Source organism: Arthrobacter sp. Y3221157, from assembly GCF_059089865.1.
The window spans coordinates 1-18,978 of the sequence record NZ_JBNHFD010000080.1 but is presented as its reverse complement, the minus strand read 5'-3'; the positions used below and the strand labels follow the sequence as shown (position 1 = coordinate 18,978).

At 66.0% G+C, this 18,978-nt stretch carries 17 protein-coding genes; 8 read left to right on the top strand and 9 right to left on the bottom strand.

Going from position 1 to position 18,978, the window contains the following annotated elements:
* A partial coding sequence (locus AC5RTT_RS16415; protein WP_494146081.1) for a thiamine pyrophosphate-binding protein occupies positions 1-1,298 on the top strand: 1,298 nt, incomplete at its 5' end.
* Positions 1,299-1,591: 293 nt separating this feature from the next.
* Here AC5RTT_RS16415 and AC5RTT_RS16410 read toward each other — a convergent pair.
* The 5 genes from AC5RTT_RS16410 to AC5RTT_RS16390 all read right to left on the bottom strand — a co-directional run bounded on the left by AC5RTT_RS16410 (position 1,592) and on the right by AC5RTT_RS16390 (position 9,073).
* Positions 1,592-3,322, bottom strand: coding sequence for a glycoside hydrolase family 13 protein (locus AC5RTT_RS16410; protein ID WP_494146080.1), 1,731 nt, complete (start codon positions 3,320-3,322; stop codon positions 1,592-1,594).
* Complete coding sequence (locus AC5RTT_RS16405; protein ID WP_494146079.1) at positions 3,319-5,172, bottom strand: glycoside hydrolase family 13 protein; 1,854 nt, start codon at positions 5,170-5,172, stop codon at positions 3,319-3,321. Before AC5RTT_RS16405 ends, AC5RTT_RS16410 begins: the two co-directional genes overlap by 4 nt.
* Positions 5,169-6,098, bottom strand: coding sequence for a sugar ABC transporter permease (locus AC5RTT_RS16400; protein WP_494146078.1), 930 nt, complete (start codon positions 6,096-6,098; stop codon positions 5,169-5,171). The genes AC5RTT_RS16405 and AC5RTT_RS16400 overlap by 4 nt, the downstream gene beginning before the upstream one ends.
* Positions 6,098-7,714 carry an ABC transporter permease subunit gene (locus tag AC5RTT_RS16395; protein WP_494146077.1) on the bottom strand — a complete coding sequence of 539 codons (1,617 nt, stop codon included), beginning with the start codon at positions 7,712-7,714 and terminating at the stop codon, positions 6,098-6,100. Before AC5RTT_RS16395 ends, AC5RTT_RS16400 begins: the two co-directional genes overlap by 1 nt.
* Positions 7,715-7,792: 78 nt before the next feature.
* Entirely contained in the window at positions 7,793-9,073 is a 1,281-nt protein-coding gene (locus AC5RTT_RS16390; protein WP_494012042.1) for a sugar ABC transporter substrate-binding protein, read from the bottom strand.
* A 363-nt stretch (positions 9,074-9,436) separates the two neighbouring features.
* Between AC5RTT_RS16390 and AC5RTT_RS16385 the strand changes: the two genes are divergently transcribed.
* On the top strand, positions 9,437-10,534 hold the full coding sequence (locus AC5RTT_RS16385; RefSeq protein ID WP_494052471.1) for a LacI family DNA-binding transcriptional regulator: 1,098 nt from the start codon (positions 9,437-9,439) through the stop codon (positions 10,532-10,534).
* Between the two features lie 71 nt (positions 10,535-10,605).
* Here AC5RTT_RS16385 and AC5RTT_RS16380 read toward each other — a convergent pair whose 3' ends face one another.
* Entirely contained in the window at positions 10,606-10,926 is a 321-nt protein-coding gene (locus AC5RTT_RS16380) for a GYD domain-containing protein (RefSeq protein ID WP_494012044.1), read from the bottom strand.
* Positions 10,927-11,163: 237 nt separating this feature from the next.
* Here AC5RTT_RS16380 and AC5RTT_RS16375 point away from each other — a divergent pair, with 237 nt between their 5' ends.
* On the top strand, positions 11,164-12,918 hold the full coding sequence (locus AC5RTT_RS16375; RefSeq protein ID WP_494146076.1) for a SulP family inorganic anion transporter: 1,755 nt from the start codon (positions 11,164-11,166) through the stop codon (positions 12,916-12,918).
* Positions 12,919-12,996: 78 nt separating this feature from the next.
* Here AC5RTT_RS16375 and AC5RTT_RS16370 read toward each other — a convergent pair whose 3' ends face one another.
* On the bottom strand, positions 12,997-13,824 hold the full coding sequence (locus AC5RTT_RS16370; RefSeq protein WP_494146075.1) for a hypothetical protein: 828 nt from the start codon (positions 13,822-13,824) through the stop codon (positions 12,997-12,999).
* 52 nt (positions 13,825-13,876) lie between these two features.
* Between AC5RTT_RS16370 and AC5RTT_RS16365 the strand changes: the two genes are divergently transcribed.
* The gene (locus tag AC5RTT_RS16365) at positions 13,877-14,671 is read left to right on the top strand and encodes an alpha/beta fold hydrolase (RefSeq protein WP_494146074.1); all 795 of its coding nucleotides are present in this window, start codon (positions 13,877-13,879) and stop codon (positions 14,669-14,671) included.
* Positions 14,672-14,679: 8 nt separating this feature from the next.
* On the opposite strand, the gene AC5RTT_RS16360 is transcribed toward AC5RTT_RS16365, so the two are convergent.
* Entirely contained in the window at positions 14,680-15,381 is a 702-nt protein-coding gene (locus tag AC5RTT_RS16360) for a DNA alkylation repair protein (protein ID WP_494146073.1), read from the bottom strand.
* Positions 15,382-15,751: 370 nt separating this feature from the next.
* On the opposite strand from AC5RTT_RS16360, the gene AC5RTT_RS16355 reads away from it, so the two are divergent.
* From AC5RTT_RS16355 to AC5RTT_RS16340, 4 genes are all read left to right on the top strand, one after another.
* Entirely contained in the window at positions 15,752-16,234 is a 483-nt protein-coding gene (locus AC5RTT_RS16355; protein WP_494146072.1) for a hypothetical protein, read from the top strand.
* 94 nt (positions 16,235-16,328) lie between these two features.
* Positions 16,329-16,748: an NAD(+)--rifampin ADP-ribosyltransferase gene (gene arr, locus AC5RTT_RS16350; protein WP_494146071.1), complete on the top strand. Its 420-nt coding sequence runs from the start codon at positions 16,329-16,331 to the stop codon at positions 16,746-16,748.
* A 75-nt stretch (positions 16,749-16,823) separates the two neighbouring features.
* Positions 16,824-17,510, top strand: a complete 687-nt coding sequence (locus AC5RTT_RS16345) for a haloacid dehalogenase type II (protein ID WP_494146070.1) — start codon at positions 16,824-16,826, stop codon at positions 17,508-17,510.
* Positions 17,511-17,523: 13 nt separating this feature from the next.
* Entirely contained in the window at positions 17,524-18,378 is an 855-nt protein-coding gene (locus tag AC5RTT_RS16340; protein ID WP_494146069.1) for an alpha/beta fold hydrolase, read from the top strand.
* Positions 18,379-18,408: 30 nt separating this feature from the next.
* Here the strand turns inward: AC5RTT_RS16340 and AC5RTT_RS16335 are convergent.
* Positions 18,409-18,978: Rossmann-fold NAD(P)-binding domain-containing protein (locus AC5RTT_RS16335; protein ID WP_494146068.1), on the bottom strand; the 570-nt coding region annotated here is incomplete at its 5' end.

Sequence of the window (18,978 nt, the reverse complement as noted above, 5' to 3'; positions counted from 1 at the left end):
GCGCGGCCACCTTCACCGTCACCCGCGACACCGCCGGCGCCGTCACCCGGCAGGCGGTGGAGTACGCACTCACCCGGCGCACCGCCGTCGTGCTTGCCATCCCCTACGACCTCGCCGCACTCGAGGCCACGGACGAGGAGCTTCCCGAGCGGACGGCACCAAAGATGCGGGACGACGTCGACGGCGGCCTTGGGCAGGTCGCCCGCCTGCTCGCCAGTGCCAAACGGCCTCTGATCCTGGCCGGCCGGGGCGCGCACCTAGCCGGAGCAGGTCCGGAGCTCCGCGAGCTCGCCGACCGGCTCGGCGCACTGACCGCCGGAACCGCCCTGGCGCTCAACCTCCTCAATGGCGAGGGGTACCTGGGCGTGGCCGGCGGTTTCGGCACTGACACCGCGGCGGGCCTCATGGGCGAGGCCGACGTGGTCCTGGTGGCCGGGGCGAGCCTGAGCCCGTTCACCCTGCGGTTCGGGCACCTGCTAGGCCCGGATGCCACCGTCATCCAGATCGACACCGCCCTGCAGCCGACCAACCCGCGGGTGGAACTGTTCGTCAGCGCCGACGTGAAGTCCGCCGCGGGGAGCCTGCTGTCATTGCTGGACGGTGAAACACGAGCGGAAGGCTGGCGCGCGGACGCCCGCCGTCGTCTGGCCGAGGGGCCTGCCCACCACCCCGGTTCCGAGGTGACCGAGGACGGCCGGCTGGACCCGCGCGCCCTGGCCACGGCGCTGGATGCCGTGCTGCCGGAGCGCCGCACGGTGGTCCAGGACGGCGGGCACTTCATCGGCTGGGCACCCATGTACTGGAACATCCCGCGGCCGCAGGACCTGGTGATGGTGGGGACCGCCTTCCAGTCCATCGGGCTGGGTTTGGCCAGCGCCGTCGGGGCGGCCCGTGCGCTGGAGGACGGCCACACCCTGGTACTGGCCTCGGGCGACGGCGGGTTCCTGATGGGCCTGGCCGACCTGGAATCGCTGATCGGTGCGGCGAGCAGTGCCGTTGTGGTGATCTACAACGACGCCGCGTACGGGGCTGAAATCCACCAGTACGGTTCGCAGGGCCTGACCGAGAAGCCGATGCTGATCCCCGAAGTGGACTTCAGCGGCGTCGCCCGGGCGTTGGGTGCCGAGTCCGCGGTCATCCGCTCGCTGTCCGATCTTGCCGCGCTGAAGGACTGGATCGACGCCGGCGCCAAGGGAACGTTTGTGGCCGACTGCCGGATCACGTCCACCGTCCGGGCGCCGTGGCTGAGCGAGTGGATGGCGGCCTCCCAGGCGGCGAAGGCGGCGGTGGCTGGGTAACCAGGCGCTGCAAGCGTAGGTGGCTGGGGCGCTTGCGGATACGCCGCTGTCCAACCCGGCATTCCAACGCTCTATCAGCTCCTGCAGCTTTTCCTTCAACGCTCCATCAGCTCCTGCAGCTTTTCCTGCAACGCTCTATCAGCTCGTGCAGCTTTTACGCATCCCTCTATCACTTCCCTTTGAAGTCCGGCGGCTGTGCTGCCGCGGCAGCGTGCATCCGGTAGCTTAAGCAGATCCAGGAGGTGAGAGAGGGTTGCCCAATTTACTGCAGGAGGTGAGAGAGGGTTGCCCAACTAGCGGGTCAGCCACACCGTTGTGGCAGGCGGCAACGTTCCGTTCGGGGGAAGGACTCCGCTGGACAAAAGCACCAGGCCAGCGGGGAGCGGCACCGGCTTGTCGCCGAAATTGGTGACGCTGTGCCAGCCCTGCGGACGGGCGAAGTGAAGGACCTGCGGATCAGCTTCCTCAATCCACTGCAGTTCCTCCGGCCCCTGCAGAATCCCGCGGAGCCAGAGGGCTTTCCGGTAGAGATTCAGGGTTGATCGGGGGTTCCTTTCCTGCAGTTCTGCTGCCACCTTGCTGAACCACTGCGGCTGGGGCAGGTGCGCCCCGGTGGCGCTGAAGCCGAACGCGGTGTGATCCACGTCCCAGGGAAGCGGCACGCGGCAGCCGTCCCGTCCGATGTCCACGCCGGGGTTGCGGAAGAATGCGGGGTCCTGCCGATGCTCATCCGGGATGTCAGTCACCTCATGCAGCCCCAGTTCCTCCCCCTGGTACAGATAGGCGGATCCGGGAAGGGCCAGCATTAGCAGCGTGGCGGCCTTTGCACGGGCCAGTCCCAGGTCGCGGTCGAGTTCGTGCTCCGGCGCGCCGGCCAGCAGCCACGCTTTGCCATCATGTGCTCCGCCAGCCATCGGCGTGCCCGTCTCCGTCTCCACGGCTGCCATAGGCACCGGCGCTGCAGAGAGCCCGTAGCGGGTGGGGTGGCGGACCACGTCGTGGTTGGAGAACACCCAGGTGGAAGAGGCCCCGGTAGCGTCAGCTTCAGCGAGATTTCTGGTGATGGACGAGCGGAACTCCGCCGCATCGAAGTCCGCCGTCAGAAGATCGAAGTTGAAGGCCTGTCCCAGTCCTTCCGGGCTGGCGTAACGGGCACGCCGGGACGGGTGGACCCACGCTTCCGCCACGGCCATCCGCGGCGGATCGTATTCGTTGAACACCTGCCGCCACTGGGCATAGATGTCATGGACCTCGTCACGGTCCCAGATCAGGTGCTGCCCGTGTTCCGAGGCCATGCCCGGCATCTCGATCTCAGCCGGAAGGGTCTCGGGAAGGTGCTTGGTCAGGCCATGCGCCACGTCCACGCGGAACCCATCGACACCGCGGTCGGCCCAGAACCGGAGCGTGGTGAGGAAGTCCTCGCGGACCTCCTGGTTGTCCCAGTTGAAGTCAGGCTGCTCCTTGGCGAACAGGTGGAGGTACCACTGCCCGGGCGTACCGTCCGGTTCCGTGATTCGTTCCCATGCGGAACCGCCGAAGATCGACTGCCAGTCCGACGGCGGCTCGTTCCCGCCGGGTCCCAGCCCGTCGCGGAAGATGTAGCGGTCCCGGGCCGGAGAACCGGCAGGGGAAGCCAGCGCCTCGCAGAACCATTCGTGGCGGTCGGATGAATGGTTGGGAACGATGTCGACAATCAATTTGATGCCTGCTTCGTGCAGCGCCGCGGTCATCTCGTCGAAGTCGGCCAGGGTGCCCAGCCGGGGGTCCACGTTGCGGTAATCGTCGACGTCGTAACCTCCGTCCGCGAGCGCGGAGGGATAGAAGGGGCTCAGCCATACGGCGTCGATGCCCAGCTTCCTCAGGTAGGGCACCTTAGCCGTGATACCGGGCAGGTCGCCCAGTCCGTCCCCGTTGCTGTCATGGAAACTGCGCGGGTAGATCTGGTACACAGACGCCTGGCGCCACCAGTCGGGGGCCGGGGAAAGTTGGCGGGTCTTCTGCCGCGAGTGGGATGAGACAGTCATTGATGGTTCCTTTCGAATCCTGTCATTGGCGCGTCGCAGCGCCACATGGCAAGGCCGGGCCCGCGGCTGGGCAGGGTAATGGTTCCCCCGGTGTCCGCGTGGAGGTCCGGGGTTCCAGCCAGCCCGCGAAGGTGGGGGCCGACAACGCGGGCCGGCATTTTGATGGCGGCGTGGTCCGCCCGGGCTGCATGGACCAGGACCGTTTCATGGGGCGATTCACGCAGGAACGTGAAGGCGTCCTCGCCGATGGTGAGCCACCGCAGTCCGCCTTGCCGGAGGGCTTCGGACTGCTTCCGCGCCTGGAAAAGGGCACGGGTGGCGACGAGCCGGTCATGGTCCCACTCGCCAAGGTTGTCCCAGGGGAACGGGCGCCTGCCGTCTTCACCGTTATCGCCCTCCTGCCCGATCTCATCTCCCGCCCACAACATCGGGATGCCGGGCATGGTGGCCAGCAGGCCAAAGGCCACCGTGACGAGGCCCGCGTCACCGAGCATGGTGCTGATCCGGAAGGTGTCATGGGAACCCACCAGGTTCAGGGCGTGCGCAGTGGCCCGCCAGGGAGCGGCCGCCGCGAAGGCACGCATAGAGCCCACAATGTCCGTCCCCGAGAGCCGCGGAATGGCAACAAACGGCCCCTCCTCGAACGGAACGGGGGCTGCCGGCTTCAGCCATTGCCATACCGGGCGGGTGAAACCGGCATAGTTCATCACGCCGTGCCAGCCATCCACCTGCAGGTCCTGCGATGCATCGTGGCTGTGTTCAGCCAGCAACAGCGCGTCCGGTTCGGTTTCGGCCATGGTGCGGCGGAGAGTGGTGGACACCATGTGGTTCAGGTCGGTGGTCCCGTGCCGTCCGGTCATGTTGGCGACGTCGATGCGCCACCCGTCAAACCCGCCCGGCCCCAGCCAGCGGGCCACCACGGATTCCTTGCCCTCGTAGAGGCGCCGGCGCAGTTCCGGGTTGGCGTGGTTGAACTTGGGAAGGGACTTGTGCCCGAACCAGCACACGTACTCGTCAGGGTGGTTGGTGAAGAGGAAGAATCCTGCTTCGACGCTGTCCGGATCCGCAACCGCGGTCTTGAACCACTCGTGGGCATCCCCGCAATGGTTCGTGGTCAGGTCGCCCAGCAGGCGCATGCCCCGGGCATGCAAAGCACCGGACAGTCGCTGCAGCGCCTGGTCGCCGCCAAGCAGCGGATCCACCTGGTCGAAACTGGACGCGTCATACCGGTGGTTTGACCGTGCAGGGAAGATCGGCGTCAGGTAGACGGTGTCCACCCCCAGGGACGCAATGTGCCCGAGGCGGGCGGTGATCCCGTCGAGGTCTCCGCCGAAGTACTGGTAGGGGGTCTCGGGTCCGCGTCCGATGACCTTGTTTCCCCAGTCCTCGGGGATGGCCCAATCGGGTGCCGGCCGGTCGATGGATTTTGCGAATCTGTCCGGAAAAATCTGGTAGAGAACTGCGCTGTTCGCCCAGGCAGGGGGCGGGGCGTAGGCGGTGATACGGAAGTCGCTGGCGTCCGTGACGTCACCGGTGTGCAGGCCGGTCCCGTTCAACCACTGGTAACCGCTGGGCGGGCCGTCGAGCAGCCACCGGTAGTTCACAACCGGGTTTTCCATGGGGAAATCCGCGCGCAGCCAGAGTTCATCGCCGTTGTCCCGATCGACGCCCGCCGCCACGAGGGCCTGTTCGCCGTCGATACACACGCGGAGCAGTGCCTTGGTTATGCCGCTGGCGCGGGGAACCCGAAGGAACACCGTGACTGTTTCCCCCAGTTCAGGGTTGGGATTGGAAATGTACATCGCCGAGCCGTCATGATGCGGCTGGTCCCAGAGCTGTGTTGTGCTCATCCCTTGACCGCCCCGGCGGTGAGTCCCCCGGTGATGAACTTCTGCAGGAACTGGAACAGCAGCACCACGGGCAGGCTGGTCAGGAGGGCTCCTGCGGCGAAGACGCCCAGGTTGCCCGACCGGTCGGCGTCGATGGTGGCGTACAGGCCGACGGCCAGGGTCTTGACGTCGTTATCGGTGAGGAAGATTGATGCCAGGACAAATTCGCCCAGCACACCGATGAAGGACAACAGGCCGGTGACCGCAAGGATCGGGGTTACCAGCGGAAAGATGACCCGGAAGAACACCGTGGCGTGGTCCGCTCCGTCCATGATCGCCGCTTCGTCCAGTTCCTTCGGAATCGAATCGAAGAATCCCTTGATCAGCCACACCTGCGAGAGGGCCCCGCCCATGAGCAGGAGTCCGTAACCCAGGAGGGTGTTCAGGCCGAGCTGGGGAATGACCTCACCGATGGCAGTGAACATCAGGTACAACGCCACTACAGCGAGGAACTGGGGGAACATTTGGATGAGGAGCAGGCTGAGCAAGCCGATCCGCCGGCCGCTGAAGCGGAACCGGGAGAAGGCGTAGGCGGCCAGGGCGCTGCACAGGATTTGCCCCAGGGTGACCACTGTACTGATGATGAGCGTGTTGGCGAACCACCGCAGGTAAGGCCGGTTGGGGTCTGTGAAGAGGGCCTGGAAATGCACGAGGCTCACTTCACGGGGAATCAGGCTGGTGGAGGCTACGGTGCCCAGCGGGTTCAGCGCCGCCGAGACAATGAACAACACGGGGAACAGGGCTATGAATACCGCAGCAAGTGCCACGAGGTGGCGCCACCCCACTTCGGCAAACCATCGGCTGCGGTGTTGCCTGCGCCGGGATTCGGGGGTACGGTGCGGCTCCTGGACCGGTACTTCAGCGAGACGTGTCTGGGAAGACGACATCAGTTCACCTCTTCCAGGGTGCGCGTGAAACGGAACTGAATGGCGGCGATGATGCCGGTGACAACGAACAGCAGCACGGACACGGCCGCGGCAAAACCGAGCTGTGCGCCCTGCCCGCCGAAGGCCAGGCGGTAGGTGTAGCTGATCAGGATGTCAGTTGCTCCCGCCGTCGGGTTCGCGGGATCGAACGGTCCGCCCTCTGTCAGCAGATAGATGGCGTTGAAGTTGTTGAAGTTGAAGGCGAATGTGGATACCAGCAGCGGGGCAACAGTCACCAGGAGCAACGGGAACGTGATCTTCCGGAACCCCAGGAAACCGCTGGCGCCGTCGATCCGTGAGGCCTCCTTGAGGTCGGCCGGGATGGCCTGGAGGGCTCCGGTGCAGACTAGGAACATGTACGGGAAGCCCATCCAGAAATTGGTCAGCAGGATGGCTGCCTTCGCCAGGAAGGGGTCACCGAGCCAGTTCAAGTCCAGGCCCAGGGCGCTGTTGATGAGGCCGAAGTCCTTGTTCCAGAAGCTGGACCAGACCAGCAGGGCGATGAACCCCGGGATCGCGTAGGGCAGGATGAGGATGGCCCGGTAGAAGCGTTGTCCTTTGATCCGCGGATCGTTGAGCGCGGTAGCCAGCCCCAGCCCGAGCAGGAACGTTCCTGCTACCGACACTGTTGCGAAGATGAAGGTCCAGGCGAAGATCTGCAGGAAGTCCCCGCTGATCCTTGGGTCCGAAAAGACGCGCAGATAGTTCGAAAAGCCCACGTTGGCCAGCCAGGACTGGTCGGACAACCGCTTACCTTCCGCGTCAACGAAGTACTCCCTGTCGCCTTGCTTGACCGGGGTGTATTCCACACCGGTGGCGGTGTTGGCGATGACGTCGCGCGCCTCGTCGTACTTGAGCGGCGAAGCGCCCTCGAACGCCTGGCGGATGCCCAGCTGCCGGATGGCACCGCGATCGGTGGGGACCGCAAATTCCTTGAGCTCTTCGCTCACGCTGTTGACCTGCTGCGGTGTCAGGAGCTCGTAACCGTCCGCCTCGGTGACGAACCCGCCGGCAATGGTAACGTCTGCCGGGTCAAGCTCCTGAAGCCCGTCATCAGGAGTACCGAGGAACACATTTCCGCTTTTGGGCTCAACGAGGAGAAAAGCGAACGGCCCCGTGGTGGGGTTCCCTTCAGTGGCTATCGAGAGGTTGTAGCGCGGGGAGTCAGGGCTCTGGACCACCGAGGCGCCGATGATTTGGGAGATAGTTTCTTCTTTTGACGTCCGTGTTCCATCGCCGAAGTTCGTCGTTGACATCTGGAACGTCATCACGATGGGATACACCAGGAAGACCACCAGAAGGAGTGTTCCGGGCACCAGATACTTGGCCGGCACCCCACGACCGGTGATGTAGGTCAGCAGCAGAACCCCGGCGACGACCCAGATTGCTGCGAGGAATCCCCACCGCCCTGTAGCGATGAGGGCAGGGGTGAGGGCAGCGGCTGAGCCAACAACAGTGCCCAGTGCAAGGATTTTGGCGAAGAGGGCCACAGGTGTGGTGGTACGTTCACGGCCTGTGCCGGACTGCTCTGATGCAGGCGACGAGGGGCGCTGCAGGCGTTTAAGTGTTTCGATCATGGGGTTCTCCTGGATTCCAATCCGGGCAGCATGGCCCTGGGGGCCGAAGACATGTGCATCGGCCCCCGGGTCCGTTTCCTACTTGCCGATTGCAGCAGCGATGGTTTCCCCAGCCGCGCGCATGGTGCTTTCCGGCTCAGCGCCGCCAACGATCGCCGCGAAGGCCTGACCAAGGGGTGCGAAAACGGCAGCCATTTCCGGAATCGCCGGCATAGGCTGGGCGGATTCCGCTGCGGAGGCAAACGTCTCAATGGCAGGATTCTGGCCCGCGACTTTCTCCCGAACGGACGTCATGGTGGGCGGCAGCTTCGCTCCTTCGAACATCCGCGTCATGCCCTCTTCGGTGTTCATCGCGTTCTCCACGAACTCATGGGCGAAGGCTTCGTTCTTTCCGTTCGATGCCACATAGAAGCCCTGGACGCCGGCGAAGGGCCGGGCAGCAGCCTGTCCCTCGAAGCCGGGGATGGGTGTTACTTCGAAGGGGATTCCCGCCTTCTCCACCTGGTTCAGGGCCCAAGGGCCCGCCACCAGGTAGGGGGCCTTGCCGTCAGCGAACAAAGAGATCGAATTGTCCACGCTGATAGAGCGTTTCAGGACGCCGCTTCCCGCCTCCCCGAGTTCATGGATCTTCCGGGCGGCGGCCACGGAACCTTCACCTCCGACGCCCAGGTCGGAGGGATTCGGGTCGCCCTGGGCTGTTGCACCGAAGAGATAGCCACCCATCGAGGTGTACAACGGCTGCATATGGTAGGCGTCACCGCTGTTCCCTTGCGGCAGGCTGAATGGAACTTCTGCCTTCTTGGCAGCCACAGCCTCCGCGCCTGTGGCGAAGGCATCCTCCAAAGTCGCAGGGGCCTCCGGGACGATGCTTGTATTGCGGAAGAGACCAAGCGTTTCGATCCCGTACGGCAGCGCGTACACGGACTCGTTGTAGGTCACGGCCTTGACCGCTGTTTCGGTGTAGCCCTTGAGTTGATCCGGTGCTATCTGCAGTGGATCGATGGAGCCGTTCTGCACGAGGTTGCCGATCATGTCATGTGCGCCGGTGAACACATCGGGCCCGTTGCCCGCAGCGTTTGCTGTCACAAGGGCAGTCTGGAACTCACCTGACACCACCTGGACGGCCACGCTGATGCCGTTGTCGGCCGCAAAATCGTCCGCGAAGGCGCGCACCGAATCGGCTTTCAAGTTGTCGGTCCAAATCACCAGATCGGCGTCCGCCCGTTCCGGGGCTGCGGTGGACCCCGCCGCAGCCGGTGATGATGTGGCCGGCTGGTTTGCCTGGGTAGCGTTTCCACACCCGGTAAGCAGCAGCATCGCGGTGGCGGTAACCGCGAGGGCGCCCTGAATCCTACTCATCTGTTTCTCCTTTGAAAGAGGAATGCGCGTCACCTGCCTCAGCAAGGCGGCGAGCGTGACCTGTGTCACGAACTAGTGTAAGCGTTTCCAACCACGACGTCTAGCAGCAGCTCAAATAGCGTATAGATGAGGCATCGACCGGAAAGATCCCCGGAAAACAGGGAAACTTCAGACATAGAAACGTTTACATTATTCGTGGGGAAGGAGGCTTAGCTCGCTGCTGGACAGCCGCAATTGGAGCCGTTGGCCGCTGTGCCGCCTTCTGCAGAAGGGCAGTCTTTCCACTACCGTGAAAAGACGAGGAGTCATAGCGGCTGCTCCCTGCGCCGTACAGGCGCGGCTCCAAGGTGAGGAAAGTTGACCGTGACAGGCATAAAGGAAGTTGCTGCCCGCGCCGGCGTCTCCGTGGGCACCGCTTCCCGCGCGCTCAGTGGCAACGGCTCGGTGGCAGCCGCAACCCGGGCCCGGGTGCTGGCCGCGGCCAAGGAGCTCAACTTTGTTCGTTCCTATAACGCCTCGAGCCTGGTTACAGGCCGCAGCCGCATCATCGGCGTCATCGTGCCGTCGGTTGACCGCTGGTACTTCGCCAAAGTGGTGGCAGGAATTGGCGAGGAACTCATTACGGTGGGCTACGATCTGGCGCTGTACAACATTTTTGGCGACCGCGATCATCAGGACGCGGTGCTCGGGGATTTCCTCATGAGGCAGCGCCTGGACGCGGTGCTGCCGGTCTCACTCGAGCTGACAACAGAGGAACTGACGCGCATGCTGTCAATCCGCCGCCCGGTAGTGGGCATCGGCGGACCCATGCCGGGGGTCCCAACCATCGGGATCGACCATTTCGCCGCAGCTTCCCTGGCCACCGGGCATCTTCTGGGCCTTGGCCATCAGAAAATCGCCCATGTGAGCGGAGGAACCGACCCCTACCGCGACTTCAAACTGACGGACCAGCGCCAGGCCGGCTTCGAACACGAGATGCAAAAAGCCAAGACACCCATCCGGCCAGAGTGGATCATCGCGTCGGACTTCACCCTGCAGGATGCCTACCAAAAAGCCCGGACGCTCCTCGCCATGCCTGAACGCCCCACCGCTGTCTTTGCCGCTTCCGACGAGATGGCCATCGGCGTGATGCTTGCTGCACGGGACCTTGGCCTCCAGGTGCCGCAGGACCTGTCCGTGGTGGGCATCGACGGGCATGAACTCGGCGAGACTTTCGGGCTGACCACCATCCAGCAATTTCCCCGCAAGCAAGGACAGCTGGCGGCACGGCGGCTCCTGCAGAAGTTGTCGGAGACGGCGGTGCCTTCTAACGGTGCGGCTGAAAGTGGCCCTGCCGCCATGCCCGGCGTCCAAGAGTCCCCGCCCCCGGATAACCTTCACGAACTCATCAGTACCGACTTCATCGTCCGTAGCAGTACTGCCGTGCCACGCTCCAGCGACCTGGTCCCTGGCCGCACATAAAACCGGGCAGCGAGCGGGCCGCCGTCGTAGGTTACGACGGCGGACCGCTGGCCACGGTGCCAGGCGCCCTACTACTGTCCCGGCGCGCGGTAGGACGGCGTCTTCTTGGCGGCTTCGTCAATGTCCTCCACGGACAAAAGCGGCTTCAGGCGGACGTTGACGTTCCCCGTCGAATTGATCAGCAGCGACAATGCTGCGGCACTTGCATCATCCGGCGCCTCGAAAACGCCAAGGACGTCGTAATAACCAAAGGCGTAGTAGAAGCACTCCAGCGTTCCTCCCACCGAGGCCAAGGCCTCCGTGAGGGCGTCACGCCGTGCGGTACCGCCCTCCTGCATGAGCCCCTTGATGCCCTGGCCCACGTACGTCGCCTCAAACAGATACTTTGGCATTGTTCTTTCCTTTCCTGGATCCCTAACCCGGTTTCTGTGGCCATCCGGGAGGTACCCGCGGAGCCCGGGTACGTTTGAAGCAGGATGGCGTCCGCGCAGAATCCTCCTCACGTGGCTCCGTTGCCATGCAGGAGCGGCCCAGATCCGGCCCCTAGTCGCGTAGAAACGGGGCAACCGACCCCGTTAACGCAGAAGCTATTCCCCTTGCTGCGTGCAGTCAATATGCGGGTGCACCTAGTGTCGCCGCCTTCGCGCTGGCTGATGGCGGACAAGGACCGGATAAGCCATGATCTGAACATGCGCCGCTCCGGTAAGCCCCGATCCTGGTGGATCCCGCCGTCACTCCGCGGGTATGAGATCGGGTGGCTGCGGCACGACCTGGTGGCCGGCGCCGCGCTCTTCGCGGTCCTGGTCCCCGCGGGCATGGCCTACGCCCAGGCCGCCGGCCTCCCGCCGGTCACCGGCCTCTACGCCACCGTCGTGCCGCTGATTGTCTACGCTGCCGTGGGGCCGTCGCGGGTGCTGGTGCTGGGCCCGGATTCGGCTCTCGCCCCGATGATCGTGGCGGCCCTGGTTCCCCTGGCCGCGGCCAATGAACAGAGATCCGTGGCGCTCGCGGGCCTGCTGGCCATTCTCATCGGCGCCATCATGCTGGTCGGCTCGGTACTGCGACTGGGCATCGTCACGGGACTGCTTTCCAAACCCATCCGGCTGGGCTACCTCAACGGCATCGCCCTGCTGGTTACGGCCTCCCAGATTCCCACGCTCCTGGGGATCTCCGTGGATGGCGAGACGCCCTGGGACAAGCTCTTCGCCGCGCTGCCGAAGGTGCTCGCCGGCGAAACCAACATGGCGGCGCTGCTGCTGGGGCTGGCCTCACTGGCCCTCATCCTGGTGCCGCGGTGGCTGAAGTGGAAGGTCCCGGGCGTGCTGATCGCCGTCGTCGTGTCCTGCGTCGCCGTGGCCCTGCTGGGACTCCGCGACCGGGTGGACGTGACCGGTGCCCTGCCGCAGGGGCTGCCGGCGCCGGCCCTCGGCGGGATCGGCTGGGCCGACGTCGTGGCCCTGCTGCCCGCAGCCGCGGGCATCGCCCTGATCGTCTTTGTTGATACCGGAACCCTGTCCCAGTCGCTGGCCGCGGCCCGGAACGGCAAGGTGTCCGGCAACCACGAGATGGCGGCCCTGGGCGCGGCGAACGCGGCCAGCGGCCTGCTGGGCGGCTTCCCCGTTTCGGCCAGCACCTCCCGGACGCCGGTGGCGGTGGAGTCCGGGTCGAAGTCCCAGCTCACGGGCGTGGTGGGCGCCGTCCTGGTCCTCGGGTTCATGCTTGTGGCGCCCGAGGTCACCGAGTTCCTGCCCTCCACCACCCTGGCCGCCATCGTCATCGCCGCAGCCGTAGGCATCGCTGACCCCGCGGGGGTGCGCCGGCTGCTGGGCATGAGCCGCAGCGAGTCGCTGGTGATGCTCGCGGCGTTCCTCGGGGTCGCCATCCTGGGCGTCCTCCAGGGCATCGTGGTCGCCGTCGGCCTGGCCATCCTGGACTTCCTGCGGCGGGCCTGGGACCCCTACCGTGCCGAACTGGTGGACGTGCCCGGCACGCCCGGCTACCACGACGTAAGCCGCCACCCCGACGGCGAGCGCGTCCCCGGCCTGCTGATCCTGCGTTTCGACGCGCCGCTGTTCTTCGGCAACGGCGCCCTGCTGGGATCCTTCGTCCGCAACGCGTTGGACGAGGCCCCGCCCGGCACCGAACGGGTGGTGCTGGCCGCCGAGCCCGTGACCGGCATCGACACCACCGCCCTGGATGAGCTGATCCAGCTGGACGAATGGCTGGAACGGCACGGCGTGGACCTGGTGTTCGCGGAGATGAAGGGCCCGGTCAAGGACAGGCTGCTGCGGTACGGCATGGGTGCCCGCTTCTCCCCCGAACACTTCTACCCGACGGTGAGCGAGGCCGTGCGGGCGTTCCAGCGGGAGGGGCGGGAGGCGTAACCGCCGCACCTAGGCCGGCGGGCCGCCGTCGTACTTGACGACGGCGGCCCCCGCCGCAGTGCCTTGGCATACCCTCAATCAGGACTGGCCTATGGGGACGAGCCGGTAGGCGAAACGGCTGTCCACGCCGCCGGGGCCCATCTTGAGGTCGGCCCCCTCAGTGGGCAGCACCACGGGTGCCTTGAACACGCTCCCGCTGCAAGGGACATGGACGGGTGCGAGGACTTCAACACCTCGCCAAGTGGAGACGGACAGCTCAGCCTTCGGCAGTCCGGCACAGACGACGTGCAGTTCGTATTGGCCAGGTTCGGCCTGCAGGCTGGCGGTGGTGGTGTTCCCGCTGCTGGTACCCCGCAGCTCGCCGGGCAAGCGTGGTTGCAGCTGCTGCGCCGCCCACTCCGAGATGTCCTCCAGCTCGGAAGCCCTGCGGTCGAGGTTGGTCTGGACTTTGACGCCCGTAGCGGCCGGTTTGCCCGTTGGCGGCACCGCGCTGAGGGTGAGGGGTCCGCCGTCGTGCCTGAGAAATCGGTCCAGCGCAGCGTCGCACTCAAAGCTGGCCGCCTCCGGTACGCCGTCTCCCCGCACGATGGTGAGCTTTGACCCGTAAGCCCCGGAACAGGCGCCGGTGACCAGATAGTCCCCCGGCGCCAGATCAAGGGACAGCGTTCCCGCGGGCTCTGCCTCGGACGGCATGCCGGGATCCGTTGGGGATGCCTCCAGCAGGCGGGCCACGTCGGCCATGTTTTCCTCGAAGGACCGCTGCTGCGGTATCGGTGGAGCGGGGGATGCAGAGAACGTCTGACCCTCTGGGCCGGTGTATTCACATCCGGCCAGCACCGTGACCAGTACGGCCGCAACGGCCAGGACTCCCCGGCGCCGTGCCGGCATCCCCCAATGAGCTGACATGCCTCCGAGTCTATGGCCTCCCACCGCCGACAGACCGGCGTACCCTGATGCCATGGAGTCCGAGGTCCGGAACCTGCCCCTGCGCACCGGCGTCACGGTGCCGTGCCTCATCCAGGGTGGCGCGGACGCAAAGCCGCTGCTCCTGCTGCACGCATGGGGCGAATCCCGCCGCTGCTTCGACCGCCTGCTGCCAGGGCTGGACGGCTTCCGGGTCTACACGCCGGACCTCCGCGGCCAGGGCGATGCCGACAAGCCCGAGGACGGCTACTCGCTGGCGGAGCAGGCCGAGGACGCAGCGGCGATCCTGGATGCCGTCGGTGCGGAGAGGGCGTTCGTCCTCGGGTCCTCCAGCGGCGGCTACGTTGCCCAACAGCTGGCTGCGGCGCATCCCGCGCGGGTGGCCGCACTGGTCCTGGTGGGGTCGCCGCTGAGCCTGCAGGGCCGGCCGGCGTTCGCCGACGAGGTGGACCTGCTGGCCGACCCCATCGACGAGGACTGGGTCCGGGGGTCGCTCTCCTGGTTCACGCTGCACCAGCCCGTTCCCGGCTGGTACCTGGAGGACCGGGTGCGCGACGGCGTCCGGATGCCTGCCCACGCGTGGAAGAAGATCCTGGCCGGACTGACCGCTGCCGCCCCGCCCACCGAAGCCGGCGCCGTCCGGGCGTCAACGCTGATCATCTACGGCGGCAGGGATAACCTGCTGCCGCTGCAGGATCAGGAGATTCTTGCCTCCCGGATTCCGGGCGCCGTGCTGAAGGTCTATCCCGACGCCGGGCACCTGGTCCTGTGGGAGCACCCGGAGAGGGTGGCCGCGGACGCTTCGGCGTTCCTGCACTCACTCGGCTGAACCGGCCCCTACTCCCCCTTCCGCCGCACCATCTCCCCGATCCATGCCGGCGCGAACGGTGACGTGCAGCCCGCCGGCGTCGGGTAGTCCTTGAGCACCTCCAGCCGCTCCCCGATGGCGAGCGCACGCTCCCGGTGCTCCGCGTGCTCGATCCCGATCTGCGCCAGGCACGTGTTCATCGCCCACTGCAGCCGGTCCGGCGCGTCCTTCATCTCCGCCTCGATGGTATCCAGCAGGCCCGGCAGGTCCAGGCCCTCGGGCTTCTTCACCACCCGGTCCGACGTCAGCGCCCAGCCCCCGCTGGCCACCACCGGGTCCGGGTCGGCCAGCCACGCGACCCGCAGTTCCTCGGCATGCGGGCTCTTCTTCAGAACGTAGTTCACCAGCCAGTCGTGCACCTTCGGGGCACGCGCCTCCCGCAGCATGGCGTCCAGCTCGTCCCGACCGAACGCCTTGGCTTTGCAGACCAGCAGCGCCAGCAGCCGCGCTGCGGTGTCACCGGTTTCCCACAGCCGGACCGCGAGGTCCTGCTGCGTTTTCAGCCGCTTGGCCACTGCGCGGAGCTGGCTCAGATTCACGCCGTGATCGTCGCCGTGCCTCTCGTTCACCGCGCGCATCTTCGCGTCCTCGAGCCCGGCCAGTTCGGCCAGCACCTCGTCCAGCTGCGACGCCGCCGCCGTCGTTTCCGCCACCTGTGCCTCCCCATCCATACGGTCCGAGTTTTAGCGTACGACGGCGGCGCATGGCTTGAGGGCCCGGCCTGCGGGGGCAGAAAAGATCCCCGCAGGTTTGGCTCAAGAATCATCCGTTCAATTCCGCGGGCAAATAGCATTTTGCGGCAGGATGGAAGGCGGCCAACCGCATATGCTTCGCGGCCGGCAAAGTTTTGCGCGCCCGTTGATACCCACGGCTTCCGCATGTCCGGGCTGTTCACCCCGCGTTTGGGACAGTTCCCGCTGAATCTCCATATCGAGGCCACCCCTGTTGTCTCCGCACCTGCCCAAAGAGCCTCTCTTGACAGCCCCCCGGTCAGGGAGTCTTATTCCAGTACCTGCGCCCATCAGAAAGAAGGCGGTGGCTATGGCCGCCATCCAACCTCCTCCCGCGAACCAGTCCCGCCTCCGGACGGGGGCAGCCCTCATGACGCTTGGCGGGCTGGCATTCGTGGGGTACGCCGTGGTCTTCCTGGTACTCAATTTCGCCGGCGCCTTCCTTGAGCTGGGCATCGGCCCGGAGCAGGTGGACAAGGGGAAAGCGGAGATCGAGGCGTTCAGCCCGCAGCTGTCCCACTACATCAGCCACGTCCATATCGCCCTTGCCGGCTTTATCGCGGCGACGGGCCTGGCCATCGCAGGCCTGTCCTGGTACGGCGTGCGCCGGGGAGAACGATGGGCCTTCGCCACAGCTGTTGTCGTTCCGGTGGTCGGGCTCGCCGTGGCCCTTCCCGCGCACTACCCATGGGGCCTGGCCACGCTCGGGCACCTGGGTCCGGTCTACCTCGCCGTCCTGATCTTCCTGGCAGGGGTGGCGGTAGCCTACAGCGGCATGCGAAGCCCGCGGTGATACAGCGTACGACGGCGGCGCCGGGCTTGCGGTCCTTCTCTGACGTTTGGTGCGGGGTTGGCTTAGGGTGGAAGCCCGTCCTCAAGGAGGCAGTATGGAAAACCAGCCGGTCAACCCCAACGATGCAGGGCCCTTCTTCCACGGCACCAAGGCGGACCTGCAGCCCGGGGATCTGCTGGTTCCGGGCTACGCCTCCAACTACGGGGGACGGAAGACCGCGAACCACATCTACTTCACGGCCACCCTGGACGCCGCCACCTGGGGCGCCGAACTCAGCGCTGGCGAAGGGCCCGGCCGCATCTATCAGGTGGAACCAACAGGCCCGTTCGAGAACGACCCGAACCTGACCGACAAGAAGTTCCCCGGCAATCCCACCCGGTCCTACCGCACCCGCCAGCCCCTCCGCGTGCTCGACGAAGTCACGGACTGGCAGCCGCACTCCCCCGGGGCGCTGCAGCACATGCTGAACCATCTTGAGGAACTCAATCGGCAAGGCGTCGAAGCCATCGACTAAACCCGCCCGCCGTCGTCCAGCCTGTCCGGGCAGAATGTGGCAGGTGCAGGCAAGAGCGAAATACCAGGAGGAGACGTGGCCGGAAAACCATCAGTGATTGTCTTCGACGTCAACGAGACCCTTTCGGACATGGCCCCCATGGGTGAACGGTTCGCCGCGGTGGGCGCCCCAGCTGCCCTGGCCAAGCTGTGGTTTGCCATGCTGCTGAGGGACGGGTTCGCGCTCACGGCTGCGGGAGACAATCGGGCCTTCGCCGAGATCGGCGCAGAGGCCCTGCGCGGTCTCCTTCCCGGCATCGGACTCAACCGGGACCTGGACGAGGCAGTAGAGCACATCCTGTCCGGCATGGCAGGACTGGGCCTGCACGCGGATGTTCCCGACGGCGTCCGTGCGCTTAGGCGGGACGGGTACAGGCTGGTGACACTGACCAACGGTTCCACCCAGGTTGCCGAGAAACTGTTCCGGCAGGACGGGCTGCGGGACGAGTTCGAGGCCCTGCTCGCGGTGGAGGACGCTCCCGCGTGGAAGCCTGCCCCCGCTGCCTACCACTACGCGGCCGCCGTCTGCGGAGTGCCGGCCGGCGCCATGCTGCTGGTTGCGGTGCACCCCTGGGACATTCATGGGGCGGCCAAAGCGGGCTTGCGGACGGCCTGGATCAACCGGGAGGACTCCAGGTACCCCGCCTACTTTGAGCACCCCGGCTACACCGTCACCTCCCTGGCGGAACTTCCCGCCGTCCTTGCCGGCAGCGGAACAGGATAGGTCCGGCAACGGGATGGGCGGTTGGAACGAAAGGCAGCGGACAGTCCGCTCTGAAGGGGCGGAACTGGCAGTTTTCGAATACGGCCCGGAGCCGGCAGCCGATACTCCTACTCTGCTCCTGGTGCACGGCTACCCGGACGACCACCGCTTATACCTTCCGCTCATCCGGGAACTGGCCACGGGATTCCACATCATCGCTTACGACACCCGCAACGCCGGATCGTCATCCGTCACGGACAAGCCGGGGAGCTTTGTGCTGCAGGCCCTGGTGGACGATCTGTACGCCGTGCTGGCGGCAACGCATGCCACGTCAGTCCACCTCGTGGGCCACGACTGGGGCTCCATCCAGGGGTGGGCAGCAATCCAGGACCCTCGTGCCGCCGGAAGGATCAGCCGCTTTACGAGCGTGTCCGGACCGGACCTGCAGCACTTCTCCTGGTGGATGCGTCAACGGCTGCGGCACCCGCGCGGCTGGGCGCAGCTGCTGGGACAGCTCCTGCGCAGCTCGTACATTGCCGTCTTCCAAGTTCCCTTGCTGCCCGAAGTGCTCTGGCGCTTCTTCCTCACCGGCTCCTACGAGCGGACCACCGGGCGAACGGCAGGCAACAATCCCATCCGCGGGCTTGCCCTGTACCGGGCAAACTTTCCTGCCAAACGCCGGCCGCCGCTTCGGGTGTCGATTCCTGTCCATGTGATTGTCCCGGTCAAGGACCCGTTCATCTCCCCGAACCTGACGGACGGATTGGAAAACTGGGTTCCCAGCCTCACTGTGACGAAAGTGGTTGCCGGCCACTGGTGGCCCGCAACGCACGCCTCCGACTTCGCGAGGCTGTTGCAGGAAGAACACGGCAAGGACCCGGAAAATTAGCACGGATTTTGTGGCTCCTGGCCATCGCGCTCAGGACCGATGAGCCCGCGCCGCCGGCCGGGAACCATAGTGTTCGGCCAGCCTGGCGAGTCCCTCGTCAAGAGAGACTTCAGGTGTCCAGTCGAGGAGTTCCCGGGTCTCGCGCTGGTCGAACCAGTGGGCGGTGGAGAGTTGTTCGGCGAGGAACTTGGTCATCGGCGGCTCCTCATCCCGCCCGGCCCAGGTCCAGACCTTCTCCACCACCGCTCCCGCCGCCCGCGCCACTTTGCCCGGCACAGACCACGACGGCGCGGGGACGCCTCCCGCCGCACAGATTCCTGCCAGCAGCTCACCCACCGGGCGGGGCTCCCCGTTGGTCACCACCAGGGCCCTGCCGTGCGCGTGGTCCATGCGGTGCAGCGCGGCGGCGATGGCCGCGGCCGCATTGTCCACGTAGGTGGTGTCGATCAGGGCGGCACCGCCGTCGATCAGCGGCAGCCGACGGCGGCTGGCCCGTGCCAGGACCCGTTCCACCAGTTGGGTATCGCCGGGACCCCAGACGATGTGGGGGCGCACCGCCGCGACCCGGAAGTGCGGAGCGTCGGCTGCCAGGGCGAGGTC

Coding starts and splice junctions, on each gene's coding strand:
- AC5RTT_RS16370 (WP_494146075.1), bottom strand. CDS start 13,824: ATGTCAGCTCATTGGGGGATGCCGGCACGGCGCCGGGGAGTCCTGGCC.
- AC5RTT_RS16390 (WP_494012042.1), bottom strand. CDS start 9,073: ATGAGTAGGATTCAGGGCGCCCTCGCGGTTACCGCCACCGCGATGCTG.
- AC5RTT_RS16340 (WP_494146069.1), top strand. CDS start 17,524: ATGGGCGGTTGGAACGAAAGGCAGCGGACAGTCCGCTCTGAAGGGGCG.
- AC5RTT_RS16380 (WP_494012044.1), bottom strand. CDS start 10,926: ATGCCAAAGTATCTGTTTGAGGCGACGTACGTGGGCCAGGGCATCAAG.
- AC5RTT_RS16400 (WP_494146078.1), bottom strand. CDS start 6,098: ATGTCGTCTTCCCAGACACGTCTCGCTGAAGTACCGGTCCAGGAGCCG.
- arr (WP_494146071.1), top strand. CDS start 16,329: ATGGAAAACCAGCCGGTCAACCCCAACGATGCAGGGCCCTTCTTCCAC.
- AC5RTT_RS16410 (WP_494146080.1), bottom strand. CDS start 3,322: ATGACTGTCTCATCCCACTCGCGGCAGAAGACCCGCCAACTTTCCCCG.
- AC5RTT_RS16405 (WP_494146079.1), bottom strand. CDS start 5,172: ATGAGCACAACACAGCTCTGGGACCAGCCGCATCATGACGGCTCGGCG.
- AC5RTT_RS16365 (WP_494146074.1), top strand. CDS start 13,877: ATGGAGTCCGAGGTCCGGAACCTGCCCCTGCGCACCGGCGTCACGGTG.
- AC5RTT_RS16360 (WP_494146073.1), bottom strand. CDS start 15,381: ATGGATGGGGAGGCACAGGTGGCGGAAACGACGGCGGCGGCGTCGCAG.
- AC5RTT_RS16355 (WP_494146072.1), top strand. CDS start 15,752: ATGGCCGCCATCCAACCTCCTCCCGCGAACCAGTCCCGCCTCCGGACG.
- AC5RTT_RS16395 (WP_494146077.1), bottom strand. CDS start 7,714: ATGATCGAAACACTTAAACGCCTGCAGCGCCCCTCGTCGCCTGCATCA.